This is a genomic window from Paenibacillus ottowii (assembly GCF_006874425.1).
GTDB classification, from domain to species: domain Bacteria; phylum Bacillota; class Bacilli; order Paenibacillales; family Paenibacillaceae; genus Paenibacillus; species Paenibacillus ottowii.
This window is the reverse complement of record NZ_VIJZ01000001.1, coordinates 667,895-691,745: the sequence shown is the minus strand read 5'-3', so window position 1 is coordinate 691,745 and position 23,851 is coordinate 667,895. Positions and strand designations below refer to the sequence as shown.

Annotated in this window: 30 protein-coding genes and 1 pseudogene; 4 read left to right on the top strand and 27 right to left on the bottom strand. The window is 44.7% G+C overall.

What is annotated here, in order from left to right; all coding sequences use genetic code 11:
• Positions 1-61: 61 nt before the first annotated feature.
• From FKV70_RS03305 to FKV70_RS03210, 20 genes are all read right to left on the bottom strand, one after another.
• Positions 62-367, bottom strand: a complete 306-nt coding sequence (locus tag FKV70_RS03305; protein ID WP_103047698.1) for a hypothetical protein — start codon at positions 365-367, stop codon at positions 62-64.
• Positions 368-400: 33 nt separating this feature from the next.
• The gene (locus FKV70_RS03300) at positions 401-799 is read right to left on the bottom strand and encodes a phage structural protein (RefSeq protein WP_142611814.1); all 399 of its coding nucleotides are present in this window, start codon (positions 797-799) and stop codon (positions 401-403) included.
• Between the two features lie 13 nt (positions 800-812).
• Positions 813-1,814 (bottom strand): DUF3383 family protein, encoded by a 1,002-nt coding sequence (locus FKV70_RS03295; RefSeq protein ID WP_142611813.1) that lies wholly within the window; start codon positions 1,812-1,814, stop codon positions 813-815.
• A 13-nt stretch (positions 1,815-1,827) separates the two neighbouring features.
• A complete protein-coding gene (locus FKV70_RS03290; RefSeq protein WP_142611812.1) occupies positions 1,828-2,313 on the bottom strand; it encodes a phage neck terminator protein in 486 nt (161 codons plus the stop codon).
• Positions 2,273-2,647, bottom strand: a complete 375-nt coding sequence (locus tag FKV70_RS03285; protein WP_142611811.1) for a hypothetical protein — start codon at positions 2,645-2,647, stop codon at positions 2,273-2,275. The genes FKV70_RS03290 and FKV70_RS03285 overlap by 41 nt, the downstream gene beginning before the upstream one ends.
• Before the next feature lie 10 nt (positions 2,648-2,657).
• A complete protein-coding gene (locus FKV70_RS03280) occupies positions 2,658-3,128 on the bottom strand; it encodes a phage virion morphogenesis protein (protein WP_142611810.1) in 471 nt (156 codons plus the stop codon).
• A complete protein-coding gene (locus tag FKV70_RS03275) occupies positions 3,128-3,682 on the bottom strand; it encodes a phage head-tail connector protein (protein ID WP_142611809.1) in 555 nt (184 codons plus the stop codon). The genes FKV70_RS03280 and FKV70_RS03275 overlap by 1 nt, the downstream gene beginning before the upstream one ends.
• On the bottom strand, positions 3,682-4,020 hold the full coding sequence (locus tag FKV70_RS03270; RefSeq protein ID WP_142611808.1) for a hypothetical protein: 339 nt from the start codon (positions 4,018-4,020) through the stop codon (positions 3,682-3,684). Before FKV70_RS03270 ends, FKV70_RS03275 begins: the two co-directional genes overlap by 1 nt.
• A gap of 38 nt (positions 4,021-4,058) precedes the next feature.
• Positions 4,059-5,270, bottom strand: a complete 1,212-nt coding sequence (locus FKV70_RS03265; RefSeq protein WP_142611807.1) for a phage major capsid protein — start codon at positions 5,268-5,270, stop codon at positions 4,059-4,061.
• A 43-nt stretch (positions 5,271-5,313) separates the two neighbouring features.
• Positions 5,314-5,913: an HK97 family phage prohead protease gene (locus tag FKV70_RS03260; RefSeq protein WP_142611806.1), complete on the bottom strand. Its 600-nt coding sequence runs from the start codon at positions 5,911-5,913 to the stop codon at positions 5,314-5,316.
• Complete coding sequence (locus FKV70_RS03255; RefSeq protein WP_244310629.1) at positions 5,852-7,198, bottom strand: phage portal protein; 1,347 nt, start codon at positions 7,196-7,198, stop codon at positions 5,852-5,854. Before FKV70_RS03255 ends, FKV70_RS03260 begins: the two co-directional genes overlap by 62 nt.
• 15 nt (positions 7,199-7,213) lie before the next feature.
• Positions 7,214-8,977 carry a terminase large subunit gene (locus FKV70_RS03250; RefSeq protein ID WP_142611805.1) on the bottom strand — a complete coding sequence of 588 codons (1,764 nt, stop codon included), beginning with the start codon at positions 8,975-8,977 and terminating at the stop codon, positions 7,214-7,216.
• A complete protein-coding gene (locus FKV70_RS03245) occupies positions 8,970-9,593 on the bottom strand; it encodes a P27 family phage terminase small subunit (protein WP_019686489.1) in 624 nt (207 codons plus the stop codon). Before FKV70_RS03245 ends, FKV70_RS03250 begins: the two co-directional genes overlap by 8 nt.
• A 114-nt stretch (positions 9,594-9,707) precedes the next feature.
• A complete protein-coding gene (locus tag FKV70_RS03240; RefSeq protein WP_142611804.1) occupies positions 9,708-9,974 on the bottom strand; it encodes a hypothetical protein in 267 nt (88 codons plus the stop codon).
• Positions 9,971-10,198: a hypothetical protein gene (locus FKV70_RS03235; RefSeq protein ID WP_142611803.1), complete on the bottom strand. Its 228-nt coding sequence runs from the start codon at positions 10,196-10,198 to the stop codon at positions 9,971-9,973. The genes FKV70_RS03240 and FKV70_RS03235 overlap by 4 nt, the downstream gene beginning before the upstream one ends.
• Positions 10,191-10,397, bottom strand: coding sequence for a hypothetical protein (locus tag FKV70_RS03230; RefSeq protein ID WP_142611802.1), 207 nt, complete (start codon positions 10,395-10,397; stop codon positions 10,191-10,193). The genes FKV70_RS03235 and FKV70_RS03230 overlap by 8 nt, the downstream gene beginning before the upstream one ends.
• Entirely contained in the window at positions 10,394-10,654 is a 261-nt protein-coding gene (locus FKV70_RS03225) for a hypothetical protein (protein WP_142611801.1), read from the bottom strand. Before FKV70_RS03225 ends, FKV70_RS03230 begins: the two co-directional genes overlap by 4 nt.
• Positions 10,644-11,006 (bottom strand): HNH endonuclease, encoded by a 363-nt coding sequence (locus FKV70_RS03220; RefSeq protein ID WP_167669706.1) that lies wholly within the window; start codon positions 11,004-11,006, stop codon positions 10,644-10,646. The genes FKV70_RS03225 and FKV70_RS03220 overlap by 11 nt, the downstream gene beginning before the upstream one ends.
• A complete protein-coding gene (locus FKV70_RS03215) occupies positions 11,006-11,278 on the bottom strand; it encodes a hypothetical protein (RefSeq protein ID WP_142611800.1) in 273 nt (90 codons plus the stop codon). The genes FKV70_RS03220 and FKV70_RS03215 overlap by 1 nt, the downstream gene beginning before the upstream one ends.
• A gap of 238 nt (positions 11,279-11,516) precedes the next feature.
• On the bottom strand, positions 11,517-11,774 hold the full coding sequence (locus FKV70_RS03210; protein WP_142611799.1) for a hypothetical protein: 258 nt from the start codon (positions 11,772-11,774) through the stop codon (positions 11,517-11,519).
• A 264-nt stretch (positions 11,775-12,038) separates the two neighbouring features.
• Between FKV70_RS03210 and FKV70_RS03205 the strand changes: the two genes are divergently transcribed.
• Entirely contained in the window at positions 12,039-13,688 is a 1,650-nt protein-coding gene (locus tag FKV70_RS03205; protein WP_142611798.1) for a recombinase family protein, read from the top strand.
• Positions 13,689-13,692: 4 nt separating this feature from the next.
• On the opposite strand, the pseudogene FKV70_RS03200 reads toward FKV70_RS03205, so the two are convergent.
• Positions 13,693-14,556 (bottom strand): annotated as a pseudogene (locus FKV70_RS03200) (protein prkA); the annotation flags it as partial.
• Positions 14,557-14,838: 282 nt separating this feature from the next.
• Between FKV70_RS03200 and FKV70_RS03195 the strand changes: the two are divergent.
• Positions 14,839-15,684 carry a DUF2161 domain-containing phosphodiesterase gene (locus FKV70_RS03195; protein ID WP_142611797.1) on the top strand — a complete coding sequence of 282 codons (846 nt, stop codon included), beginning with the start codon at positions 14,839-14,841 and terminating at the stop codon, positions 15,682-15,684.
• Positions 15,685-15,690: 6 nt separating this feature from the next.
• Here the strand turns inward: FKV70_RS03195 and FKV70_RS03190 are convergent, their stop codons facing one another.
• A complete protein-coding gene (locus FKV70_RS03190) occupies positions 15,691-16,944 on the bottom strand; it encodes an aminotransferase-like domain-containing protein (RefSeq protein WP_064795305.1) in 1,254 nt (417 codons plus the stop codon).
• 49 nt (positions 16,945-16,993) lie between these two features.
• A complete protein-coding gene (locus FKV70_RS03185) occupies positions 16,994-17,650 on the bottom strand; it encodes a response regulator transcription factor (RefSeq protein ID WP_142611796.1) in 657 nt (218 codons plus the stop codon).
• Positions 17,651-17,921: 271 nt separating this feature from the next.
• On the opposite strand from FKV70_RS03185, the gene FKV70_RS03180 reads away from it, so the two are divergent.
• Together FKV70_RS03180 and FKV70_RS03175 are read left to right on the top strand one after the other, a co-directional pair.
• Positions 17,922-18,329: a hypothetical protein gene (locus tag FKV70_RS03180; RefSeq protein ID WP_063209899.1), complete on the top strand. Its 408-nt coding sequence runs from the start codon at positions 17,922-17,924 to the stop codon at positions 18,327-18,329.
• Positions 18,326-19,393, top strand: a complete 1,068-nt coding sequence (locus FKV70_RS03175) for a phosphodiester glycosidase family protein (RefSeq protein ID WP_064795306.1) — start codon at positions 18,326-18,328, stop codon at positions 19,391-19,393. The genes FKV70_RS03180 and FKV70_RS03175 overlap by 4 nt, the downstream gene beginning before the upstream one ends.
• A gap of 100 nt (positions 19,394-19,493) precedes the next feature.
• Here the strand turns inward: FKV70_RS03175 and FKV70_RS03170 are convergent, their stop codons facing one another.
• From FKV70_RS03170 to glnA, 4 genes are all read right to left on the bottom strand, one after another.
• The gene (locus tag FKV70_RS03170) at positions 19,494-19,742 is read right to left on the bottom strand and encodes an AbrB/MazE/SpoVT family DNA-binding domain-containing protein (RefSeq protein ID WP_014599574.1); all 249 of its coding nucleotides are present in this window, start codon (positions 19,740-19,742) and stop codon (positions 19,494-19,496) included.
• Positions 19,743-20,118: 376 nt separating this feature from the next.
• Positions 20,119-20,583, bottom strand: coding sequence for a tRNA (uridine(34)/cytosine(34)/5-carboxymethylaminomethyluridine(34)-2'-O)-methyltransferase TrmL (gene trmL, locus FKV70_RS03165; RefSeq protein WP_063209901.1), 465 nt, complete (start codon positions 20,581-20,583; stop codon positions 20,119-20,121).
• 243 nt (positions 20,584-20,826) lie between these two features.
• A complete protein-coding gene (gene serC, locus FKV70_RS03160; protein WP_081276704.1) occupies positions 20,827-21,918 on the bottom strand; it encodes a 3-phosphoserine/phosphohydroxythreonine transaminase in 1,092 nt (363 codons plus the stop codon).
• 268 nt (positions 21,919-22,186) lie between these two features.
• A complete protein-coding gene (gene glnA, locus FKV70_RS03155) occupies positions 22,187-23,611 on the bottom strand; it encodes a type I glutamate--ammonia ligase (RefSeq protein WP_063209902.1) in 1,425 nt (474 codons plus the stop codon).
• Positions 23,612-23,851 lie beyond the last annotated feature (240 nt).

Below are 23,851 nucleotides of genomic sequence, written 5' to 3'. Positions count from 1 at the left end.
CTCGTTCAGATCCGAATAATTTATGTTCATATCTGACAGGAGAAGTCTCCAAGTAAGCCAATTAGCCCTCGCTCGTCGCTCCGCTTCCTTCTGACTTATCATCTTCATCCACTCCGTTCATGAACTGCATTGCGGCAAAAATAACTTCGTTAAACTCCTTAACATCCGTACCAAAGTCTTCAATTTTCATTTTTGGTTCAACTACAACATGCTTCAGCACTTCATCCGCTGATTTTTCATCCGATGCAATACCAAATTTGTTTTTAACCCGGTCAGAAATTTGAGCAACGGCACGGATACCTGGGAATTGGAACAAATATTCTTTACCTGACGTAGAAGTGAACTTTTTCTGTTTGAAATTTGACATGATTTATCGTCTCCTTAAATTTGGATTATTGGATTAAAGAATTTCGTGGTTTGTTAACTGAATTTCATATTCCCGGTCATCTGCCTCATTCCCATATTTACGGGCAGCAGGCTTCTTGACGACCCCGGCTGTACTGGTGATGGTTTCCTTTGGGGTGCCATTGTAAATAACACTAACATCCACTACCTGACCAGTAACGGCTAGTTTGTCCATATATGCTACTTGCGGACTTGTTGCAAGCAATGTGATTTTAAGTGTAGCAAGTGGGTTATTTACCTTGGTTACGAGTACATCACCCTGCGCGCCAACCTTAAAAGTATTTGAATCTTCGTCTTTTTCCCACTCTACCAAGTCCTCAGAAAAACCCGTAAGAAAAACCCCTCCAACTGATACGGAGAGGTCCATAGGATCATATGTGGTTGTTTTAGGCAATTAAATCAACTCCTTAAATTTGGATTAATCCTGTGACTTTTGTCTGGTGAATTGCTCCGTCCAGCTCAAAGGTGAACTTTGCATCATTGTACTGGCGTTTTTCCCGGTCTGCTGGATCTACCTCAGAGCGACGTTTAAAATCCGTTGAGTACAACGGCAATCCATCATCATCGTGGGCTATCATTTCCTGTTGGTCAGCTCGCAATAGATTGGTTTTAACAACTGCTTCAATTTGAGCGATGCCGCTGTTGGAAAACCCTACTTTGTCCTGACGGAAGAACAATTTTTGAACACCCAACTGAATGTTAAGTATGAGCCAGTCCCGACATTGCATAATATCAATGTATTCCCCTGATACTGTTAGCCCTTCGGATGTTTGATCGTCTCCAGCCTTAGTAACATAGGTATTCGCTCCCAGCGCGTGAATAGCTTGCAACTCAGTTTCAGTGATATCCATAGGCGCAATACCTTTAAGCGGTTGAAACTTCCAAGTCAATGACCCAGCTGGCTTTTGTCCTGCACTACCAATCCAAGCAGCGTCAGGATAATTGGTTATATCCTCATGGTAAAAGGAAATAGTGCGGGTGTATTTCTTGGCTTTAATTGTGGCCAGATCCGTCTTACTGCTTGATGCTACGAAAAATAGCCGCGAATCATCCAGTTCCACCGCATCCCCTATCGCCGTGACATCTGCCAGTGTGCGGCTGGTAGATACAAGATAATACCAGTCTTTCGAAAAAATCTTTGGAAGCCAGTCCGCAAGTGGGTCACCTGTTTTATACTGCATTACTGCAATGGATTCGGGTGAATTGCTGCCTTGATTGAACAGAGCATAAGCAGCTTTATAAATCTGTGACGTGTTCGCAAAGTCCTCCAGAACAGCGTCCAGATCATAGTACAATTTAAACTCAGTAGCCGCCGCAGCAGCACCGATAATAAGCGGCCTACCCAATCCGGTTTTAGGAGTAGGACGAAGGATATTAATAATTACTTGAACGTCTCCACGTACCGCCAAAACAATCAGCTCCTTACGTTATTATTTTGTTTGCAATTTTCACTTTTTCGATGTATTCAAGGTCCTGCGAAGTAACGGCGGTGGTGCGAAAATCTACATCAAACCCGTATCGTCGTTCCCACTCGTCCGCAATAAGAATATCTCGGTTGTCCACGTTACCGATGTTAAAAACAATCACGTCCAAATCCTTGAGAACATCCCGTCCAATGGTTTTAAGCCAGTCCTGCGCCCTAAGCGCGTTTGTAATGCTGTCAGCGCTATCCGAAGCATAGGACAAAAAAGAGACGGTAAATTCCACCGTCTCCCGCTGCACCAATTTTCCGTTTTCCTGTGTTACTACTGGGAAACCTCGTCCTTCTGCCGGACCATCTGTAAATGAGTAGGTCAGGAATGCGCCTTTCGGCATGTCTCCCCCGCCGTTCAACTCCACCACCTTGACACCTAAATAGGTCGATAGATTACGAACTATCGCTGACCGAATCGCCCTGAATGGAATCATTTCTGACCACCTTTTTCAACATGTATTTATTAATATCGCTGTACTCTCGTACCTCAGAGGTATCAACTGTGTAATGATTTCCCTGGTACTCTATCCGGTCGCCGTTAGAGTGCACGGAAGCCGTGTACAGTGTCCTATCTTCCTCGGTGTAGTTACCGCCTTCTTCCTGCTGGAGCTTGGCTGAAACGGGCTGGAAATGACCCTGTAGCGAAACTCGTTCTTCTTTTCCCGGAACCCATACACCGTCTTCGTCCCATTCCCCCGAACCGGGTCGGACAAATACGTAAGGCACGTTATATTTCCGCACGACTCCCCCGAAAGCAAACTTACGCATAACCTACCTCCTACTTGTCCACGATCACATGGGTAATAGAGTCCCGAAGTTCGGCCTCTGCAATAAGGATTTTCTTCCCTTTCTTACGCCGGGCATAAAGCGGGGAAAGTGGCGGCTGCTTAATCCTATTAAAATTAGCAAGCGTCTTCGTTTCCCCAATTACTCCAATCTGTTCAAGAAAGGCCATAACGTCCATATTACCCATAGCTACAGGGGTTATGTTCGTGCGGACCCACTTGGAGATACCAGCAGCCGATTTTTTCTTTCCTGTCCCGATAAATGAACGAGCTGGGATTTTCATTTTGGCTGATCCGTATTCATGGACCCCGGCAATCATTGCAAGGTCAGCATTACCCTGCATACCTATATGGACCTCTTTTTTAGCGAGCTTGTTTAAATTGGCTATGATTGCCGGAAGGAAACTCGTTTCATCCAGTTCCACATTTGCGCGGCGAGTGCGTGTCCGTCTTGCTCCAGCCATTAGACCCACCTCCCCACATAAGGAGAAAGAAGCGCCTGAACGGTTGAAGAAAACAATGCGTCTGTATCCCCATAGGTAACAGATATATCCCCGACACGTTCAGACTTCACCCCAATTGCTGTGGGATTTTGTAGCATTCCTTGCACAACAAATATACAGGCCACTTCAACCGCCTCCGGTAAGGTGCGCGGATTATCGGCTGAATCATCGCCCGGAAGCACATACCCCGCCTCATACCGAACCGTTATACTACGCTGTCCTGTATTCCATCCTTTGGGCAAAAATAAAATACCGTCCTCGTTGGCCTCGACTGCAAATTGATCCTTATCCATAGTCGCAACACCAGAAAATACCGGAAAATTACGCAACACCAAAAAGGACGATCCAGAACCGTCCAGCACTTCAGTATATGTTTGTTTTTTGAAAGACCTTCGGCAAAAACTTTCTATAGCTTGGGACGCTGCCATAATGTACATGTTAAGGTTGTTATCCTCGCTAGTGTCCTCAATCGGGATACCTAGCTGGCCTTTTACTTTTGCAATCGTGGTAAGCATTACGCTAAAATTCCTGCTGCGCGAAGTTTAGTTTTTAAATCACGCAGTTCGGCAAGCACACCAGCCGCGTCCGTTGCTGCTGTGTCCGGTACTGCTGCTGCTTTTGTGGCTGTTAGCTTGCCATTAAGGGTACTTGTTAAACTTGAATCCAGCTTGGCTACTGTTACAGCACCGTTTGCCAATTTTGCAGCAGTAACAGAACCATCTACCAACTGTGCGGAGCCGCCCAAGTTAACGGCCACACCATCCTTAGTGATTTTTCCGTCACCTACAACGGCTATTTCCCCGCCGATTGTTAACTTATCTGGCGTTGCGTGGTTTTTTGTCAAATAACTCAATGCTGTTTCCTCCTTTCAGGGGCCTAGGCCCCTAAATATTAGGCTTCTACCGGAACACCAGTCAGGATAACAATTGCATCCTCATTTGCTGGCTTGCCATCAAAACGCTGAATGATACGAGTAAGAGTAGTATCATTCTCGAATGCGTCTCCGCCTTCATCAGTCGTTTTAGCTTCTAAGGTTTTACGATCAAAGAAGTAATAACCGACTTCAAAGTTACCAAAAGCAATTTTTGTCTTGCCAGTTTCTGTTTTGATATCATCAAAAACGGCGACTGGATAACTAAACAAGGTGAATACGTCTGCTTGCGTTGGATCGGGAACCAAAACACTTTTACCGTCTGCATATTTCATGTCAGCCAGAGCTTCAGTCGCAGCGGTGTTCATAACCCATTTAGCTCCGCGTCTATATCCTGCATCCACCATATTTTTCAACTTTCTTAGGAGTTTGATATCAACGCCTGAGGTTGGTGTAGGCAAAGTACGGTATTTTGTAGTTGTGAAAATACCCTCTGTGGAATTTTCCCCACCGATTCCATAAAACACTTCGTCATTCTCTGTATTGAGAGAAATTTCAGTGTACCAGTCAAGAAGTTCTGTACTGATAGAAACAGCGCTATCAGCTATCAATTCATTAGTAGCCTCAAAAATCCCGCCGTATTTATGGACCTTGTATTTGATTTCCTCGTATTGTGGGGTATCCATTTTGTCAATCTTGGTTTTTTCGTCGTAGTTCTTCATTTTCAAATCAGTTCCACGGCGTTTCGGACGGCTACCGGACAACGTTCCTACTGGTTTTACTCCAACCAAATTGCGAATAGAGGTTTTAGATTTTTTCTGAAGAATAATATCCTTGCTATCATCTTCAGGGACCAAAATTCCCCCGCTGCCTTTTTCACCTTCGTTCATTGACCGTGCTTCATTCTGCTTCGCCTTAAATGCAGCCCGTTCTTCATCGGACATTTCCGCATTTCGACCAAACTTCAAGTATTTTTCATAGGCGCTGCGGTATTCCTTGGAAGTATCGGCTTTACGTTCTTCATCATCACCCGGTTCTTTTACAGAATCAGGATCAACGGGAGGCGTTTCGATACCTTCCAAACTGCGGTAAGCTTCAATCTTGGCAGAAATGGTTTCTGCTTCCGTAATCAAAGAACGGGCTTCATCAATCTTTCCTTCTTCCACCAGCTTGCGAGCTGCTTCTTTTTTTGCCGCCAATTGTTGGCGTAGTTCTCTTTCTTTCGGGTCCATTTAAATTCCTCGCTTTCAGTATTTGGGTATAAAAAAACGACCCTTACAATCCCAATAGGTCGATTTCAAGCAATAATTTTTCTACTTTCAATTTGTCTCCAGCTCTAAATTCATCTAACGATCGGCAGGACACTTCATTGGATGGATAAGCAGGAAAAGCAACGGGCGATATTTCATACAATTCAGCATTCAGAATTGAACGTTTATATAGCTTTGTCCCACCTTCTCTATCCTCCGAAGACCATTTTTCCTTAGTGACTCGCATTCCAAAGGAAACACCGTCCACATCGCCGCGCTGAATCAATTCCCAGGCATCATTTCCGGAGCTTGTGTTAGGAATGTCCAGTTCAAAGCGCAATTCCTTATCCCCGCTAAATAAACGTAAAGTGCTGCTCTTAGTGTTACCTAGCACTTGAGAGGTATCGTGTGACCACAAGCCTACAACGCCCCGCGTTCTAATACTTTCGTCAAAAGCACCAGGAGCAATTTGTTCAACAAACTCGTCTCCGTACCAGTCCCGCATTACTTCGCTGTCAGTCTCATACTTGATTCCTCCAGTGATGGTTCTCGTCCCGTCTTCCTCAGTCGCTTCCCTCACTTGGAGTTGTATCGGTAGCGTCCGTTTCTCCTTGTTGTCCTTCATCGGATTGTTTCTGCTCAGTTCCTTCACCCCCCTTCGTCGGATTGACTCCGGTTTGTATTTGCTCCAATTTATCCAAAGTTGTGAAGTTCAACGGAATAAGATGTTTATCGCCCATTTCCCCGATATTGTCACGTTCCTCCAGTTCCCGAACTTCGTTAATAGAATAGACACCCATTTGGATCATTTCTTTGTAGTACGCTGCGCGGCTTTGGCTGTCTCCGCGCAGCTCACTGGTAACATTAAATCTGGCGTATCTCCCTTTGTCTCGCGCTCCGTTTTGAGTAAATAACTTGAAATTAGCCTCTTGTTCCCAATTGGTGATGTGCGGCTGAAGCGTGTTTTTGACATACTCAATGGATTGATGTTCTATATTGGAAAATGTCGCCTTGTCCAAAAGTCCAAGTTTATGAGGCGGAATTTTGTACAGCTTGGCAACTTCACTTATACCAAATTTTTGAGTCTCTATAAATTCAGCATCTTTAAGAGGCATACCAATACTTTTATAATCCAGTCCAGCATCCAGCACAGCAATACGATGTGCATTGTTTAGTCCGGTATGCAATCTATTCCATTCCTCACGGGTACGCTCTTTTGCTGGTTTGTCAATCTTCTGTTCCGTCTTGAGTATCCCGCCTATTGACGTGCCGTTTTCATAAAAAGATGATGTGAATTTTTCCATAGCGTTCTGAGAACCAAGCTTCTCACGCAATGCAGCAATTGGACTCATGCCCTTCAATCCGGTGGTGCTGATCAATTTTAAGTGGAGTACATCAGACATGTGTAACTTGCGCTGTACTCCATTCGGAAGAGTTGTTATATACCAAATTTCATTATTAGTCCAATCAATCTTAACGTCAGTCTGTGCAGGATTGAGAGGCCATAGAGCTTTTGGTAATCCCATTTCGTCCCACTCGATGTTGGCGTAGAAATTCCCCCATGTCGCAAGATGAACCATAGATAATTCTTTGAATGTATAGGCGCTCATAAGTGGATTAGATCGGGTCCCAAGCAAGTACGATACTGGATGATCCGTATCCTTGGTTATTTTCCCTCCACGCTTCCGGAATACTTGAACGGGTAATTTACCGATATCTCCACCCAATACAGAACAAACCGTATAGATATTTGAATTTATAATAGAATTCCCATTGCTCACCCTTTTCCCACTGGCCGTTTTTTCACCAAACAGCCAATCCATAAACCATCCTGCCGGATTTTTAAGATCCGACTTCTGCACATCTGTATTTGAGCGCCGCGACCACCATTTCATTTTACGTTTTGCCAAAGTATCACCCCCAATCTACAACGAAAAATCGTCGCTCATGATGTAATCATTCAAGTTAATACTCTTGTTCATGGACAATGTTAATTTGTGACTGTCTATAACAGCGTCCACGGGGTCTATACGCTTCGTTTTCGCTGTGGGGTCCTTGTCTATCTTTATTTCCCCAAAACTGTTACTGGTGGTCTTAGCGTTCGCCATAGACCACGTTAACAACTTATTGCGACGATCATAAATGACGTTGCCTGCCTCAACTTCCAGCCTAAAATCAACCGTTGCATCATTTAGGCTCTTGGCGCTTTGGACTATCTCGACCAGGTCAACACCAAACTCTTCAAGGTCAGACAAAAAGGCATCCGCATTATGTGGGTCATAAGCGATGCCTATTAATTTCAATTTATGTTTTTTGATTAGATCCCGGTAATAAGTAAGGATGTACTTATAGTCCGTCTTCACGCCGCCCATTGTCTCCGTAGGAGTAAGCAGCCCCTCCATAATCCACATGTCATACGGCGCGTGGTCAGACTGCACATGCTCCTGTACCCGCGCTGCCGGAATCCAACTGTGAGAATGGATGTAGTATTTGCGCTGCCCATCCACATCCAAAGGAAATTCCAAGCATCCAGAAGTTAAGTCGCCGCCGCTTGAAAGGTCCAGTCCTAAATAACATTCTTTGCCCTCCATATCTTCTATGGTCGTGTCAGATTCGCAGGCTTGCCAATGCTCCATGTTCATATACTGCGTATCGGAGAACTGAACCCATCGATTCAAGGACTTGGTGAGGAAGTTTCGCAGTTCTTCCCCTTGCTGAACTTTGGCCTTTATCGCTTCCGACCTTAAACTATCTAAAGTTTCAGGAGTCCATAACGGGTTAGCTTTCGGCCAGTTGGCTTCATCCCATACATCGTCGTCTTTGTCCAACTCGCAGATAAAAACGAACTGAGTTTCGTCGGCATGTGCGCCGGATAGAATTAACTTGCAATATTTGTACAACTCATAGCACGGACCGTTGATATTAAAGCCTGCGGTTGTAATAACGGAAATAAGGCATTGCTTTAATTTTTTGGTTCCATCAGCAAGCAGCTTGTACATTTGATTGTCTTTGTGTAAATGATATTCGTCGACGCTCGCAAAATATGGACGGAATCCATCTATCGTTTTCGTATCTCGACCAAGCGCCCTGATTTCACCCTTGGTCAGAGAACAAAGGATAGTGCTCTTATAGTCTTTAACGTCAAATAGCCCCGACTCGTAATCTGAACCACCAAGCTCGGGGTCTGCATCAATGAATTTGATACATTCCTTTAGGACAATTCTTGCCTGAGCTTCTTTTGTAGCGGTGCAGTATACTTGGGGATAATTATAGCCGTCAAAGTTTCCATAAAAGAGGGCCGGGACCGCGTTGCCCAAAGATTTACCGTTTTGCCGGGCCACCTGAACATATGAGGTGCGGAATCGACGGTAACCATCCAACGTAACCCAGCCATTCCAACTCCCAAACATAAAGTCTTGAAAGCCCCATAGTTCAAGCGGCAAAGGTTCCTCGCCTTCTGCCAGCGTGAGGGACTCGGCAAACTCTATAATCTCATGGGCCTTATCTGGATCGAACACGTAAGGAAAATCTTCCGTACCCTGCCGATCCAAGTCTCGAAGGTGGCGCTCACACGCCTGTCGCTGTGCCTGTCCTGAAACAATTCTACCGGACACCACTTCCAGTGCATAGGCCGTTACCCGATCCGTCTCACCGACAGTGTTGTAAGGGTAAATCTGCGGGTTAGCCACTACGGTTCCCCCCGAACTTTCCGAACTTGCTTGAGGTCTTCTCCGGTTCCTTCGGCTTCGGAACATTCTTTACCTTAGACAAAGGGTTTAAGAAAAGACGGTCCTGCATTTTGAGAAGCATGTCCATCTTCTTGTTGATTGCCGTTTCGATTTTTAATACACCTTCTAAGGAAGCAAGTTGGGAAAGGTACTTTTGTGCCCTCAAACCATACTCGTTCAAATCTTCTTCCGCTTCCTCAGCTTTGCGAGTTAATTCTTCAAAATATTCATCAAATACATAATCTTCAATGGAAATTCGCTCAATTTTTTGATACTGTTTCAGCAGCTTTTCGTACTCTGAATATGTCCGGCAGTACATCGCCAATAGTCCCACATCGGAGCTAGAAAGCAAATTCACACCTTCAGCAGCCGCCGCTTTATAATCTTTCATGCACTGTTTCCAGTGAGCGAAAGCAACTGTATCATCCTTTACAAACACAGGCGGTTTCAGCTTTTCCAGCTCAGTTTTTCCGAGCTTAACCTCACCTTCTTTACGCGCCTGAATCTGTGCTTTGGTTAATCGGTTCGGATTGCCCCCCGCGATGTGAAGGTCAATCGGTTTTGCATTTCTCCCCATCCGGGCGCACCTCCAAATCCCGAAAAATTTATAAAACGAGTTTTTACGCGAAAAAAGTCCGACGCGGTCTATTCCAAAAAAAGTTTTTAGAAATTTGACCCCCCTTCCCCTTTTCTAAGAAATAATCTTAAATTTATTTTTTTCAAAAAATTCATTCAGTACCTGCCTAACCTTCTGTTGCACGTCCTGCGTTGTACACGTCTGGTCAAGGTCTATCTCCACTCGCATGTAGTGTCTACCGTGTAGCTGTGCATTAACTGTTACATCCTTGGTGGCTGCGGCTAACCTCTTCGCTTCCTCGTACTCATCAGTCAATCGGTCATACTCTACTAATTCCTGCGGTGTACCTTCCAACTCATAGATTCCCATTCTAATGATCATGCGTTATCCCTCTCTCTTCCGTGCTTATTGACTATATCGCACACACGTTGAGTACGTGCAGCCTTGGCGATAGTCTTATCAAACAGAGAACGTCCTAGCAGCCTATCCCACCAACGCAACCGTACCGCTACAGCAGTGAAGCGCCCTGTTGATCTACGGCCTAATATGATATGGTTTGTCCGGTTGTCTATAGGCTGTATGTGGTGCAAATAGAAATCAGGCATGATAATTACCCTCCTGCTTAGCCTTATCGTACTCAGCGTTCAACCTTAACACTTGGAATACTTCCTCATGCTCAAGGCTAATGTCACAACGCCTCTCCAAATTACGCAGAATATATCCTATACGCTCATCTTGCCTACTTACAGCCTCTCGCCATCCTTCTGGCGGCTTAGGTGGCGCGTCTACAGTCTTCTTTATCATACGATGATCCACCCCACAGATTTAAACTTACTAATCAAAATATGCACATCGTTAGCCACCTTAAACAGGTTATAGTAGGTCTTTGGAAGACCTATGTAATTGCTTGTTGCGGCGTCAACCTCTGTTCTGAAATACTCGGCTTGTTTCGCCGTCAAAAATGCGTCAGCGTTTATGACTGCTTGGAATCCATCCGCAGACACAGTTACACTAACAACGCTATTGTATACAACCGTTATAGGATCATAGCTAGCTCCCATTCCCAAAACCCCCATCTTCTTTTGCTGTCTTGGTATCGTGGCATTGCTTACACAGCGGTTGCCAGTTATCCCTATCCCAAAACAGTTGCTTGTCTCCCCGGTGCGGGATGATATGATCGACTACTGTCGCAGCAGCCAAGTACCCACGTTGGAAACAGTAGGTACATAATGGGTGCTTACGTAGGTAGCCTTCACGTGCCTTGCGCCATTTGCTATCATAGCCGCGCTCGGCTGCTGTGCCTCTCTGCTGGTCATAGCTGCGTACTTGCTCTTGGTGAGCCTCACAGTACCTCTCATTGCCTGCGACCAGTTCCTTGCATCCCTGCTTACCGCAGAATCGTTTAAGAGCCATTAACACCGCGTCCTTGCCACAATGCGTACAGGGCGACGATCAATTACCTGAGACTGTAGCCTTTGCCGATAATTAAGCTTCATGTATGTAGGAGAAATGTGTGGGCTGTATTCATATAGCCATTTCAGATCGTCGACTGTAATTTTTCTGAACGCTTCAATCAGTGGGGCAAATGATTCTTTGATGCTTTTCCACATAGCGGCAGCAGCTTCATGTAGCTTGCGAATAGTGTCCTCAAATGTTTCTCGCTGCTCTTTGGTCAGTCCGTTCATAACATCATCCCTTTCTACAATTCACCCACATGCATGTTTGTTTTGTTCCTGTCCAGTTACCCCATACGCAGCCTTGACACTTGATCGGCTGTAGAGGCGAAACAGCAGGCACAGGCGGTGGGCGCTTGGTTGACTTAATCATGTATGTTCCCCCGGATAATAATAAATGGCGCACAGCGGAATCGAACCGCCCATAGTCCTGTATGCACCACAAGCCCGGCATAAGCCGGGTAAGGTGTTACAATAGCTCTGTTGCAAGTTGCTTGAGCACTGGTGGGGTGGCAATAAGTTTACCGTCCGACTTGTTACCGTTAACGTAGGCTTTATCTTCTCGGGCATAATAAACAACGCCTTGACCCTCGACGATCGGAAAGCCGCTTTCATCATCCGTCAGGGATGTTTGAACGTGCTTGCCGTGCTGTGCTGCGTGTTCTTCATCATGCAGATGTAAAATACCATCAGAGCTGAGAAATGCGAAACGTGGTTTTACAGACATGCTAGTTTCCTCCTTGTTATGGCATAGCAAAAAGGAGAACGAATTTTCGTTCCCCTCATGCTTGCTTATGGATTGGTGAAGCTAAGGAAAAGTTTCCTGATCACCAAATTTCGATGTTATAAATATATCAGATCAAAAATCAAAAATGTGATAACTATCTTCTATCATTTTACTATTATTTTTCTAAGATTTTCGTTCTTTTACTTTTTTGTTTGGGATATAATACATTACACATACCAAAATAAAAACTAAAGGATGTTGTATATGGCTCCTGTAAGTGCTGATTTTCTACTTAGTTTAGGAATTGAAAACATAATTAACTACCTGCGTAAATCCAGAGCAGATGAAGAACACGAAAGAAGAACAGGCGAAGATGTTCTAAAAGCCCAAAAAGAGTTAATGGACAGAGTCCTTGAACCTTTGGGAATCCCTTATACTCAGCGGCCCGAAGTCGGGTCCGGTGACAAAATATCAACACGGCCAGTTTTCCAAGGTGTCATTGATGATCTTCGCATGAAGAAATACCAGGCTATTGCAGTTAAAGAGATATCACGTATGGGCCGTGGCTCTTATACTGATATGGGTGTTATTTATGATTTAATAGTTGATAATCGGATTTTCATTTTAACTCCTTACAAGTTATATGATCCTCGTAACCCGTCTGACCTACGGCAAATCCGATTTGAACTCTTTATGTCTCGTGAAGAATTTGAAACAACTAGAGAACGTCTATTTGGAGGGAGAGTGAACAACGCAATTGCAGGCCGTTGGGTTGCTGGTCCTGCTCCGTTCGGATTCGATTATGATAAGGATTCGAAAAAGCTAGTTATAAATGAAGAGGAAGCTAGTATTGTGCGTATGATTTTTGATTATTATGTAAATGGTGTGCCAGAATCTGACGGAACAAGACGTGCTGTTAGCTTCCGGGCTTTGGCTACATATATAAGCAAAAAGACATTGATACGGACACCTAAAGGAAAAAAAGAATGGCATCCAAATCAACTATTACAGCTAATAAGCAACGAGCGGTATATAGGAACATTGCGTTTCCGAACTACACAGAGAATCAATGGGAAAATGGTCCAGCGTCCAGAAGAAGAACATATAATCGTACCGGATGCATTCCCGGCTATCATTAGCCCTACCACATGGTTACAGGCACAGGGCAAATTAATTGACTCTGCTCATAAACCGCGTAACAAGATGGATTTTTCCCCTTGTGAACTTGCTGGCCTATGCGTGTGCCAGAAATGCGGCCGGAGAATGGTTAGACAATACAGCGTTCAAAACTACAAAACAAAATCGGGGACTATAAATAAATATCACAAAGAATTTTTGTGGTGTACTACTTCCGGCTGTACATTTTTGAAATATAGATCTATAGAAGAAGACTTACTGGAAGTGTTGCGGCATTTTTCAAATTTAGATAAGGATATTCTACAAGAACAACTCTCCCAACTTATTGCAGAAGATAAAAAGGTTAATTATAAAGAAGACGTTTCTTCATATATTGAGTCGCGAAGCAAAGAACTAAAGAAGCGGATGAATTTCATATATGAAAAATATGAAACTGGCAAGTATACAGATGAAATGTTTGACGAAAGAAAAGCGGAGATTGATTCGGAGTTACAGGAGCTTGCCCTTCTAGAAGCAGAAGCAAGTAAACCACTTCCTACGGAGAGAAACCAAATTGATATTGATGTGGTGAAGAATAATCTAACATCTGTTCTTGAGGCGTACCAAGCAGCAGAAGATAAATCTGATCGTAATAAAATACTGAGAAGTGTCTTTGATCGTGTTATTGTGGAATTAACGGAACGAGGTCGGGGCCGTATTCCTGCTAAATATGTATTGTACCCAGTTTTAAAGCCGGGTTTGGTTACGCGTGATTTCTTTAGTCTTATGAGTATATAACCTATTCATCAGCACTGATGAGCGCAAACCGCCCGGCCTTGAAATTTCCCTCCTGGGTCAGAGACAATAAATTCCACAAAAATTTCTCATCGCATTTCAGCATTTCCTGAAATTCCATCAGTCCGCGATTCGCTTTATTCAACTCTCCATCAAATCGATAGGCGCGCGGATCAGACTCTGAACCATACTCGGTAATAGTGGAAAAGTCGATACTGCCTGTCAAATCAGCAATATCCTGTGATTTCGGATCAGAAGGACTGAACGTGCCTATGCCGATCCGGTTTTCTTCTGATATAAATACCCGCTCCACACGCACCTTTTCGATATCGCCATCAAATTCTGTACGCAGCTTCATCTGGCAGGATGGGCACAGATTACCTTCAATGCGCACACCTAGCTCCTTTTCGAAGTCGGGGCGCAGCTCATGCGGAATAAGATGAAGGGGATCTTCATGCATAGGGCAGCCCTCTATGGCATACACGGCTCCCTGATCCGTTCTTGAAAACTTCTCCAGACCACGCTTTAGCAAAGTGACCAGTGTCGATTTCCCTCCGCTAACAGGTCCCATCAAAAGAAGGATGCGCTTGCGGACATCGAGCCGCCTGGCTGAGGAATGAAAGTATTCCTCCACCAGCTTCTCTAGTGCACGATCCAGCCCAAATATCTCCTGCTCAAAAAATTTATATCGCTTATGTCCCCCAACCTCTTCTACACCAAAAGATTCAATCATTTTGTAAACCCGTGCATGAGCGGTCATCGCCGGTGTCGGGTCTTTCTTGAGTATCTCGATATACTCTCTAAAAGTGCCGTTCCAGGCCAAGCGGTTGTTCTCCGCTCGGTACTCCGCAAGGCGGTCAAAAATATTCATGCTCGGTTCCTCCCATGACTGCGTAATGACTATCCTCCACTCTTGATGATTATGGCTACACTCGTCACGCCTTTCAGGATATGATGCGATCCTCTTAAAAAAAGTGTAATACATACCTATGCAGATTGATTTCAGAATTGACCTATTTTTTGTGACAGGTCTCTAGGCTTTTTCCAAAAACAAAGGGATTCACTGTGCTAAAATAGACAACAACGATGCGGATCTGAACCGTTATGGTACAATAAAAGCTCGGAATAATGGGATAAAGGAGCGAGAGAGTCCATGGCAGTTCGGCATGAGACGGAGCTGTACGCTCCGGTCAAAACCTTTTTTGAAAACTTGGGATATGAAGTCAAGGGAGAAGTACGCAACTGCGACTTGGTGGGGATTAAGCCAGGACAGGAAACACCACTGATTGTGGAGATAAAAAAGACGTTTAACCTGGCGCTGGTGCTGCAAGGTATGCAACGCTTGAAGCTAAGCAGTAATGTATATGTAGCCGTAGAACGGAATCGTGCCAAAAAAGGAGCGGTGAATCAACGCTGGAATGAGCTGGTCGGACTGTGCCGTCAACTGGGGCTTGGCTTGCTCACCGTCACGCATTTTAAAACAAAGCCTCCGCTCGTTGAGGTACTGTGTAAGCCCGTGGGACCTAGCGATAATGTTCACAAAACGACTGCCGTCCGCCGCGGCTCGCGCAAGGAAAAGCTGCTGCGGGAATTTCACGCACGCAGCGGTGACCACAATGTCGGCGGGAGCACCCGGCGCAAGCTGGTCACCGCCTACCGGGAAAAAGCGCTGCGCGTAGCCGCTGCTTTGCAGGGTTTAGGAGAAGCCGCCCCGGCGCAGCTTGCCCGTACAGCAGCCGTCAGCGGAGCTGCTGCCGTGCTCCAGCGCAATTACTATGGCTGGTTTGAACGTGTAGCCCGCGGTCGTTATCGGCTGACTCCGTTCGGTAAAGCCGCTCTAAGCGAGTATGCGGAGGTGCTCCAGCAGCAGGGAATTGAAACGGCCGCTGGAATGGCGGCAGAGTTTAACGAGGGTGGTGAACAGCTGCACATTGCGGAAGCATTCGGCGATTATTCCACCAATGTTGTGGAGGCCGAGGATGACTCACCCCGGTGGTGACTTTTGCTAGCTTCGCGCAGTAAATTCACCGATCGTCTCACCGATCAAATTCATGCCCATAAGCAGTTGTTCTCGGCCCGGGTGGCTAAAATTAAGACGAATATGGGACGCACCTTCATCGCCAACTGCACACAACGCCCCTGGCATAAAGGCTACACCCTTGGGTAGCGCTGCTTTGAGCAGCAAGGCGCTATCCAGCCCTGCGGGCAACTTCACCCACACATACATCCCACCGGATGGGATATGATACGTCACATCTTTCCAAAACGGGCGCTTAAGCAACTCAAGGAGTAATTGGAGTCGAGTTGAGTATTCCTTGTTCAACATCGCCAAGTGCTCGTGCCATTGAAAACGCGAATTGGCCAGCAGTTGGAACAGCAGTCGTTGGTTCATCGTACTGGATTGCACGTCAGCCAGTTGCTTCAAGGCGTACATCCCTTCAATCAGCGGCGCAGGACCAGCTGCCCAGCCAGTTCGCAGTGCAGGGGCAACTGTTTTATTAAATGAACCGATATATAACACTTGACCGCCCTGACCCGCATGATCCAGTGCGAATAGTGAGGGGTAGGCCTCTGCAAACTTTCGGCTCTGGGCATGCGGACTTTTATCATGTGTTTCGTGTTTTTGCTTAAAATGCAACTCGCCGTAAGAATCTTCCTCAACGACCAACACCTCATGACGCCTGCACAGGTCCAAAATTTCCTGCCGTCTAGCCGCGCTCCATAAGGAGCCTGTTGGATTCGTAAACGTTGGCGTAGCAAAAAAAAGCTTGGGGTGATAACGGATCATTAAAGCTTCAAGCTTGTCGGGAATAACGCCCTCCCCATCTGATTCTACAGGAACGATCTGCGCCCCTTGCATCGATAGCACCTGCAGACATCCAGGGGATGTCGGGTTCTCGACCAATACCGGATCACGCTCATCCACCATCAGCCTTACAATCAAGTCTATGGCCTGCTGACTGCCTGTGGTGAGAAGGATTTGACCTGGTGGTACTCTTACTCCTTTACGCTGTTCCCACTCTCCTGCAAGCCATGCCCGCAACGGAAAATAGCCCTCCGGTTCACCATACTGGAGGGCGTCAGGGCCGGAGCCAAACACGTCATGAGCCGCTTCTTCCAACAGTTTCACCGGAAACAGCTCTTGTGCAGGCAACTCTTCAGCCAAAGATATAAAGGAATGTCTTCTCGCATTTTCCCGGATATGACGCACTGGAGAAGCCAACATCGCAGCCGTTCGTGAAGCAAAGGAATATTGCATGAACATCCTCCTTCTCCTGAAAAATAGTCATGTTCTCCGGGCTGACGCGTCAAGCATATAGCTGCTTCGTCTGACGCGCATATAAGGCATAACGTTCAATCGCCTGCGCCCGGCTGGACACACCTAGTTTTGCATATATTTTACGTAGATAATTATCAATGGAGCGCCGGCTAACTTCAATCTCGATCGCAATTTTGTCATATGTAATTCCTTGTACAATACGTTCCATAATAAAAACTTCAGTTTGCGTCAATTCGTCAAAAGGCTCAGCAGCCATTAACGGCATAAATGGCCAATTTCCACAACGAATCCAATCCATTGGTAAAGAAGCAAATCCTTCGCGAAAACCGTTGATCAGGTGAATTAACTGACTCGGTGATGCCTGCTTGGATAGCATTCCATTGGCCCCAAGTGAAATTAACTGCTGAAACAACGTAATATTGTCCTCATCCGTCATAATAACAATATGGCTGTCCGGAGACAAGACCCGCATTTGTGTCAAAAACGGTTCCGCCGTTCCCTCAGGCAACCTATAGTCCATTAAAATAATTTCCGGCCGAATGGAGCAAACCAGCTCCAGGCCTTCTGTGCCGGAGGAAGACATCCCTCTGACAAGTAAATCCTGCTGGTCTTCCAAAATAAGCTTTGTTCCCAGCATACTTGTAGGATGGATATCTATGATGACCACCTGCCATACTTTTCTCATATCTAAACCTCCTGATTTGACAAAAAAATACATAGTTAGCGAAAATAATCGAAAAATTAGAGCTTGCTTATGTAGAATTGCGTAAATGTGAACGTATAGGAAGCGAAAACGATTTAAGGAAATTGTATCCTAGGACTTCCTTCCGATGCAATCTCTTTTTCCAATATTTTTATATAGCTATTTCGCTTTTGCGAAATAAATAGGCCCATGATAGAATTGGAACTGCAAATAAAGACTGAAATTTTGAATTTATACGGGAGTTGAAAATCGCATGCAAGCTTCACCTGAACGTCCTCCTGCCGAAGCCCGGCGGAGCAATTCAAAAAAGGGGTTGCCCGTAAAGACTTTTCTGCTATTTTGGTTCATTCTTATTATACTAGGTGCTCTCGCAACCTATCTGTATAGCAATCACTTGAAGCAGCAAATGCTAAACGAAATGCAAACCCATACAGACCAACAGATTCAGGCACTTAAATCCGACTATGAAAAGCAACTGACAGCACTTTCCAAGGAGGTTAGCGGGTTACAGGGTAAAGTACAGTCCTTCAACGAGCTACTGACCTTTACAAAGGATAATGCCAATAACAAGACCGATAATAGTAATAAGCTGTATACCCAATTAAACGAAGTCAAGCAGCAGCTCAATACACTTCAGAAAAAAATGGACTTGCTAAAATGAATATAGACGCAAAGCAAGTCAACCGGTTCTTTATGTTGGCCCTTGCTCCTTTTATCGGTTTGTTAGGGTGTATTTTGTTAGTGCATCCCCCATTGCGCTTTCCTGAATCAACATCTCCGAGTCTGCAAAAAGCTGAAATCACTTTACAAACGCAATCAGTAGGAACCCAGCTTGATGAGGCCAAGGAAACAGCAGCGTACACCTTATCTACGATTCGCCGGACGTCTGAGCTCTACAAACAAACGACCCAAACGATGAATCAGCTTGTTGCGACTGCCTCTACGCAGTCCAAACGCCCCGAGGTCATCTACAACCGGCGTATCACCGCCAAACTGGGGATTCCTTATGAGCGGGTAGATAGCAACCGGATTACCATTGAGCTGTTTAAGGTAAACCCGGGAATTTATCATGGATACGCAATGAAAATCAAACTTAAAGATCCTACAGCAATGAAAATGTCTTTGGGAAATGACAAATTGGGTGGCTCAGAAACGACCCTGCGTGCAGTGCTGAGACACGGAGCTGTTGCAGGCATCAACGCAGGCGGATTTGCAGATGGAGACGGAAAACGCTATCCATTAAGCACCACTGTCTTGAACGGCCGTTACCTTACCGGCTTTCAGTCAAGCTTCAAGGATTTGTCATTCGTCGGATTGAGTAACGATGGTAAGCTTATTGGGGGCAAATTTTACAACCAAGATATTCTTGACAGCTTAAAACCTGCCTTTGGAGCCACCTTTGTCCCCGTTCTGTTACAAAAAGGCCAAAAAGTGCCTGTTCCTGACAAATGGAAAGTCTCTCCCAAGCGGGCTCCACGCACAGTCATTGGCAACTATAAAGATGATCAGCTGCTTATTATTGTCGTAGACGGCTACAATGAAAGCGGGGGTTCAGGTGCAACGCTCGAAGAACTCCAAGGGAAGATGTACAATCTGGGTGTTCAAGATGCTTATAATTTGGACGGCGGTGGTTCATCATCCCTTATACTAAACGGTCGAATCGTAAATAAACCATCAGATGGTAATTTGCGTCCAGTCCCTACTCATTTTTTATTCTATAAATAGTTATGTGTAGTTTACTATCAAAATAAATATATGCTGTTCAGCATAACTCTATCCGAAAAAAAGCATCACGAACGAATGTCGTGATGCTTTTTCACCTCATTTAGGAGGAGTACTGTGTCATTTCTGTTAGACATTGAGCACAAATATAACGTTCTTTAAAATCGTTTACTTGTTCAATTGAGCCGCAGAATACACATTTTGGACGATAACGTTCCAAAATAATATGGTCGCCTTGAACCAAAATTTCGACAGGATCTCCCTCATTCATTTGATATCTTTTACGCAGTGACTTAGGCAGAACTATTCTCCCCAACTGATCGACTTTACGTACCACACCGGCAGGTTTCATCGTGATCGTACACCTCTCCTATTAAGTAATAACTTACAATTTTCTTCCCAGGCGAAAAACTAGGTACAAAGACACTATTCTTTATGTAGTATTCGCTGTCTTTTTGTCGAATCCTGCTGATCGCAGGAAATTTTATTACATTTTTTCATAAAATCATGAACCATAACAAAGTATGGTACAGAATGTCTATAATATTTTTATCGACCGGAAAGCCAATTATCATTAGCTTTCAATGAGAAATTCCGCAAATTTATGACCCTATATCCTTTATATAAGCTCTACTGTCATGTACTTTCGAGCAATAATAGTGCAACTTTTATTAGCAACTAAGGTCCTGGTTCTTTATTCGCATTTATACTTAAACAATTGATGTTCGTTACGATAAACCTGGAAAATCCAATTGTCTCAGTGCTTCATATACGATAATCGCAGCGGAATTCGACAAGTTTAGAGATCTTACTTTATCTGACATCGGCATCTTGATGCATGTATCAGGATTAGCAGCTAGCAGCTCAGGAGGCAAACCTTTCGTTTCTTTACCAAATACCAAAAAGTCTCCATCCTGAAATTCAATATCACTATAGTGCTGTTTTGCTTTTGTCGTCGCATAAAAAAAGCGACCGTCTTGATATTTTTCTTGTACTTCAGCAAAAGACTCGTGATACTCAATGTGAACAGCATACCAATAATCAAGCCCCGCCCGTTTTAACGTGGCATCATCTGTTCGGAAGCCCAGTGGCTTAACCAGATGCAGATGCGTTCCGGTTGCCGCACAAGTTCTGGCAATATTCCCTGTGTTAGCTGGGATCTCCGGCTCGACAAGCACAATATGTAATGGCATCAGTTTTCGTTCCTTTCATCATTAAATTCATCAGACAAATAACCTAAAGTCTAACCAAAAAGTGTACATGAAAACATACACTTTCTTCATTTTAACAAAATCAGAGGAATATAGACATCAACTGACAAAAAAATATCAATATCCCTACACCACTAAGAGCCTTCCCCTATACACATTCAGGGAAGGCTCTTCTTTAACTTTTTCGATTTTAAATATCGTGTATCGAAATATATATCTCTATAATCAACTGTTACGTTGCTTAAATCCATCCATAAACTCAGCTAATGCTTGACAGTTCTCCAGTGGAACCGCATTGTAAATCGAGGCGCGAAGCCCTCCTACACTGCGATGCCCCTTCAAGCCGATGAAACCCGCTTGTTCGGATTCTTTAATAAATTGTTTTTCCAGATCCTCATTCGCAAGGCGGAAGGTTACGTTCATAATAGAACGATCAGTGCTGTCCACACAACCACGATAGAAGCCTTCGCTTCTGTCAATACGATCGTATAGCAAAGCAGCTTTCTGCTGATTCACACGCTCGATGCCTTCCAAACCGCCTTCCTCCTGGATCCATTTCAGCACTTCATTCACCATGTATATGGCAAAGGATGGGGGCGTATTGTAGAGAGAGTTATTCTTTTCATAAGTACTGTAACGCAGCATCGTAGGAATATGAGCTGGTGAGGAAGCCAGCAGTTCTTCACGGGCAACCACTACCGTTACACCAGAAGGTCCCAGATTTTTTTGCGCGCCAGCATAAATCAATCCAAATTGAGTAACATCAAATGGCTTGCAAAAAATATCACTGGACATGTCCACAATCAGCGGTACGGAACCCGTATCCGGGAATTGCTTAAATTGTGTACCTTCGATCGTCTCGTTGGACGTCATATGCACATATGCAGTATTCTCAGGCAAGTCCAATGCATCCACATTCGGAAGACGCATATATTTCGCATCAGCGGAGGAAGCAGCAATGTGAGCCTTGCCTAATAGCTTAGCTTCTTTATATGCCTTGTCCGACCAGCTGCCTGTCATAACATAGCTTCCGATCTGCCCTTCACTCAAGAAATTTAAAGGCAGCATGGCAAATTGCGTGCTTGCACCCCCTTGCAGGAACAATACCTTGTAGCCTTGTGGATTGCCCAGCAGAGATAGCAGACGTTCCTGCGCTTCATTATGGACAGATTCATACACGGCTCCACGGTGAGACATTTCCATGATGGACATCCCTGTTCCCTGGAAATCTACGAATTCAGCTTGTACACGTTCCAGTACTTTGAGCGGCAATGCCGCCGGTCCTGCATTAAAATTGTAGGCTCTCTTACTCAACAATTTCCCATCCCTTCTCTACTCTGGTGTGGATATTATCGCTATGATAGCAGTATTCATAAATGCGTTCAAGACTTGTATAAAAATGTTTCTGAATTCCTTTATGATGTGACAAAGCTGTGAATGTTAATATATTTAACATCTTTATTTTGTAATATTTATCATAATGGTAAAAGGTCTCCGGTATAAGACCGGAGACCTATCTTGAACAACAACTATTCCCCGCAGGCTAATGAGTGTTATTCAAATCAGCTATACTATCCATGTAATATTAGCAGTCAAAATACAGGCTGTATTCATGTGGATGAACACGGATGTTCACCGATTTCGCTTCAGAACGTTTGAACTCTACATAGTTATCAATAAAGTCCTTCGTAAATACGCCGCCTTCAGTCAGGAATTCGTAATCAGCTTCCAGTGCGTCCAGAGCTTCATCCAGTGAACCAGGTACACTGCGGATTTTGCCTTTTTCAGCATCAGACAGCTCATAGATGTTGGTGTCGAGTGGACCATAGCCCAGTTCGACTGGGTTCAGTTTGCGCTTGATGCCATCCAGACCTGCCATCAGCATTGCTGAGAAAGCAAGGTAAGGGTTAGCTGTGGAGTCCGGTGTACGGAACTCGATCCGACAGCCTTTAGGAGTAACAGCCGCTACTGGAATACGTACAGCCGCAGAACGGTTACCTTTGGAGAACACCAGGTTAACTGGCGCTTCGTAGCCAGGAACGAGACGTTTGAACGAGTTGGTGCTTGGGTTTGTCAAAGCGATCAGCGCAGGTGCATGGTACAGAATACCGCCAATGTAGTGAAGAGCCATTTCGCTCAGATTAGCATAGCCACCTTTTTCGTAGAACAAAGGAGTGTCGCCATCGAAAATAGATTGGTGAACGTGCATACCGCTTCCGTTGTCCCCGAAAATCGGTTTCGGCATGAATGTTGCCACTTTACCATATTGACGAGCTGTGTTGTGTACAATGTATTTATAAACGAGCAGGTTGTCTGCTGTTTTCTTGAGTGTATCAAAACGGAAGTTGATTTCCGCTTGGCCTGCCGTAGCCACCTCATGGTGATGGCGCTCAATTCTCAGACCAGCTTCTTCAAGCAAACGGCACATTTCACTACGAATGTCTTGTTGGGTGTCTACTGGTGCTACAGGTACATAGCCGCCCTTCACGCCCACTTTAAAGGCCAAGTTGCCGCCTTCTTCCTTACGGTTCGTGTTCCAAGCTGCTTCCTCGGAATCTACGAAGAAGGAGGAGCTGTTCATGCCGCTTTCGTAGCGAACATCATCAAAAATGAAAAATTCAGATTCAGGTGCAAAGAATGCCGCTGTACCCACTCCTGCAGATTGCAAAAATTCCTCAGCCTTTTTTGCAATGCCACGAGGATCGCGGTCATATTTTTCGCCGTCTGGCGTAGCAATGTCACACAAAATATTCAGCGTAGGATGCTGAGTGAAAGGGTCAATAAAAACCGCTTCCGGATCGGGCAGCATAACCATGTCGGATTCCTCGATGCCACGATAGCCGGGAATGGAAGAACCGTCGAAAGCAACACCGTTAACAAATGTTTCTTCATCTACTTCGGAAGCTGGCAATGAAATATGGTGAGCACGACCAGACAAATCTACAAAACGAAAATCTACCCACTCAATATTATTTTCCTGAATTGTTTTCAATACGTTTTCAACGGACATGTCTTCTTCCTCCCAATTTTTCCGAACATTAAGTCTTATACAACCCTGAAATGTTCATGATCGAATGTTTTTTCTGTCGTCATTATAAATCTCAAACATGACACGGGTCAATAGCTATGTAAGGTATTTTTTAAACTAATGTTAGATATGCTTACGCTCTTGATAACATTTGCACAACACAAAAAGCCCGAAACATCGGGCTTTTAGGTCATTTTACTCCTATTCACTGCGTTGCTGCAA

Excerpts from the sequence above, each read along its gene's own strand:
- FKV70_RS03260 (WP_142611806.1), bottom strand. The coding sequence starts at position 5,913 with ATGAAGGACAACAAGGAGAAACGGACGCTACCGATACAACTCCAAGTG.
- FKV70_RS03265 (WP_142611807.1), bottom strand. The coding sequence starts at position 5,270 with ATGGACCCGAAAGAAAGAGAACTACGCCAACAATTGGCGGCAAAAAAA.
- FKV70_RS03305 (WP_103047698.1), bottom strand. The coding sequence starts at position 367 with ATGTCAAATTTCAAACAGAAAAAGTTCACTTCTACGTCAGGTAAAGAA.
- FKV70_RS03240 (WP_142611804.1), bottom strand. The coding sequence starts at position 9,974 with ATGATCATTAGAATGGGAATCTATGAGTTGGAAGGTACACCGCAGGAA.
- FKV70_RS03245 (WP_019686489.1), bottom strand. The coding sequence starts at position 9,593 with ATGGGGAGAAATGCAAAACCGATTGACCTTCACATCGCGGGGGGCAAT.
- FKV70_RS03205 (WP_142611798.1), top strand. The coding sequence starts at position 12,039 with ATGGCTCCTGTAAGTGCTGATTTTCTACTTAGTTTAGGAATTGAAAAC.
- FKV70_RS03185 (WP_142611796.1), bottom strand. The coding sequence starts at position 17,650 with ATGAGAAAAGTATGGCAGGTGGTCATCATAGATATCCATCCTACAAGT.
- FKV70_RS03175 (WP_064795306.1), top strand. The coding sequence starts at position 18,326 with ATGAATATAGACGCAAAGCAAGTCAACCGGTTCTTTATGTTGGCCCTT.
- FKV70_RS03280 (WP_142611810.1), bottom strand. The coding sequence starts at position 3,128 with ATGGCTGGAGCAAGACGGACACGCACTCGCCGCGCAAATGTGGAACTG.
- FKV70_RS03230 (WP_142611802.1), bottom strand. The coding sequence starts at position 10,397 with ATGATAAAGAAGACTGTAGACGCGCCACCTAAGCCGCCAGAAGGATGG.
- FKV70_RS03290 (WP_142611812.1), bottom strand. The coding sequence starts at position 2,313 with ATGATTCCATTCAGGGCGATTCGGTCAGCGATAGTTCGTAATCTATCG.
- glnA (WP_063209902.1), bottom strand. The coding sequence starts at position 23,611 with ATGTCCGTTGAAAACGTATTGAAAACAATTCAGGAAAATAATATTGAG.
- FKV70_RS03210 (WP_142611799.1), bottom strand. The coding sequence starts at position 11,774 with ATGTCTGTAAAACCACGTTTCGCATTTCTCAGCTCTGATGGTATTTTA.
- FKV70_RS03275 (WP_142611809.1), bottom strand. The coding sequence starts at position 3,682 with ATGCTTACCACGATTGCAAAAGTAAAAGGCCAGCTAGGTATCCCGATT.
- FKV70_RS03220 (WP_167669706.1), bottom strand. The coding sequence starts at position 11,006 with ATGGCTCTTAAACGATTCTGCGGTAAGCAGGGATGCAAGGAACTGGTC.
- FKV70_RS03235 (WP_142611803.1), bottom strand. The coding sequence starts at position 10,198 with ATGCCTGATTTCTATTTGCACCACATACAGCCTATAGACAACCGGACA.
- FKV70_RS03180 (WP_063209899.1), top strand. The coding sequence starts at position 17,922 with ATGCAAGCTTCACCTGAACGTCCTCCTGCCGAAGCCCGGCGGAGCAAT.
- trmL (WP_063209901.1), bottom strand. The coding sequence starts at position 20,583 with ATGCCATTACATATTGTGCTTGTCGAGCCGGAGATCCCAGCTAACACA.
- FKV70_RS03195 (WP_142611797.1), top strand. The coding sequence starts at position 14,839 with ATGGCAGTTCGGCATGAGACGGAGCTGTACGCTCCGGTCAAAACCTTT.
- FKV70_RS03285 (WP_142611811.1), bottom strand. The coding sequence starts at position 2,647 with ATGCGTAAGTTTGCTTTCGGGGGAGTCGTGCGGAAATATAACGTGCCT.
- FKV70_RS03190 (WP_064795305.1), bottom strand. The coding sequence starts at position 16,944 with ATGCAATATTCCTTTGCTTCACGAACGGCTGCGATGTTGGCTTCTCCA.
- FKV70_RS03170 (WP_014599574.1), bottom strand. The coding sequence starts at position 19,742 with ATGAAACCTGCCGGTGTGGTACGTAAAGTCGATCAGTTGGGGAGAATA.
- FKV70_RS03225 (WP_142611801.1), bottom strand. The coding sequence starts at position 10,654 with ATGGGAGCTAGCTATGATCCTATAACGGTTGTATACAATAGCGTTGTT.
- FKV70_RS03215 (WP_142611800.1), bottom strand. The coding sequence starts at position 11,278 with ATGAACGGACTGACCAAAGAGCAGCGAGAAACATTTGAGGACACTATT.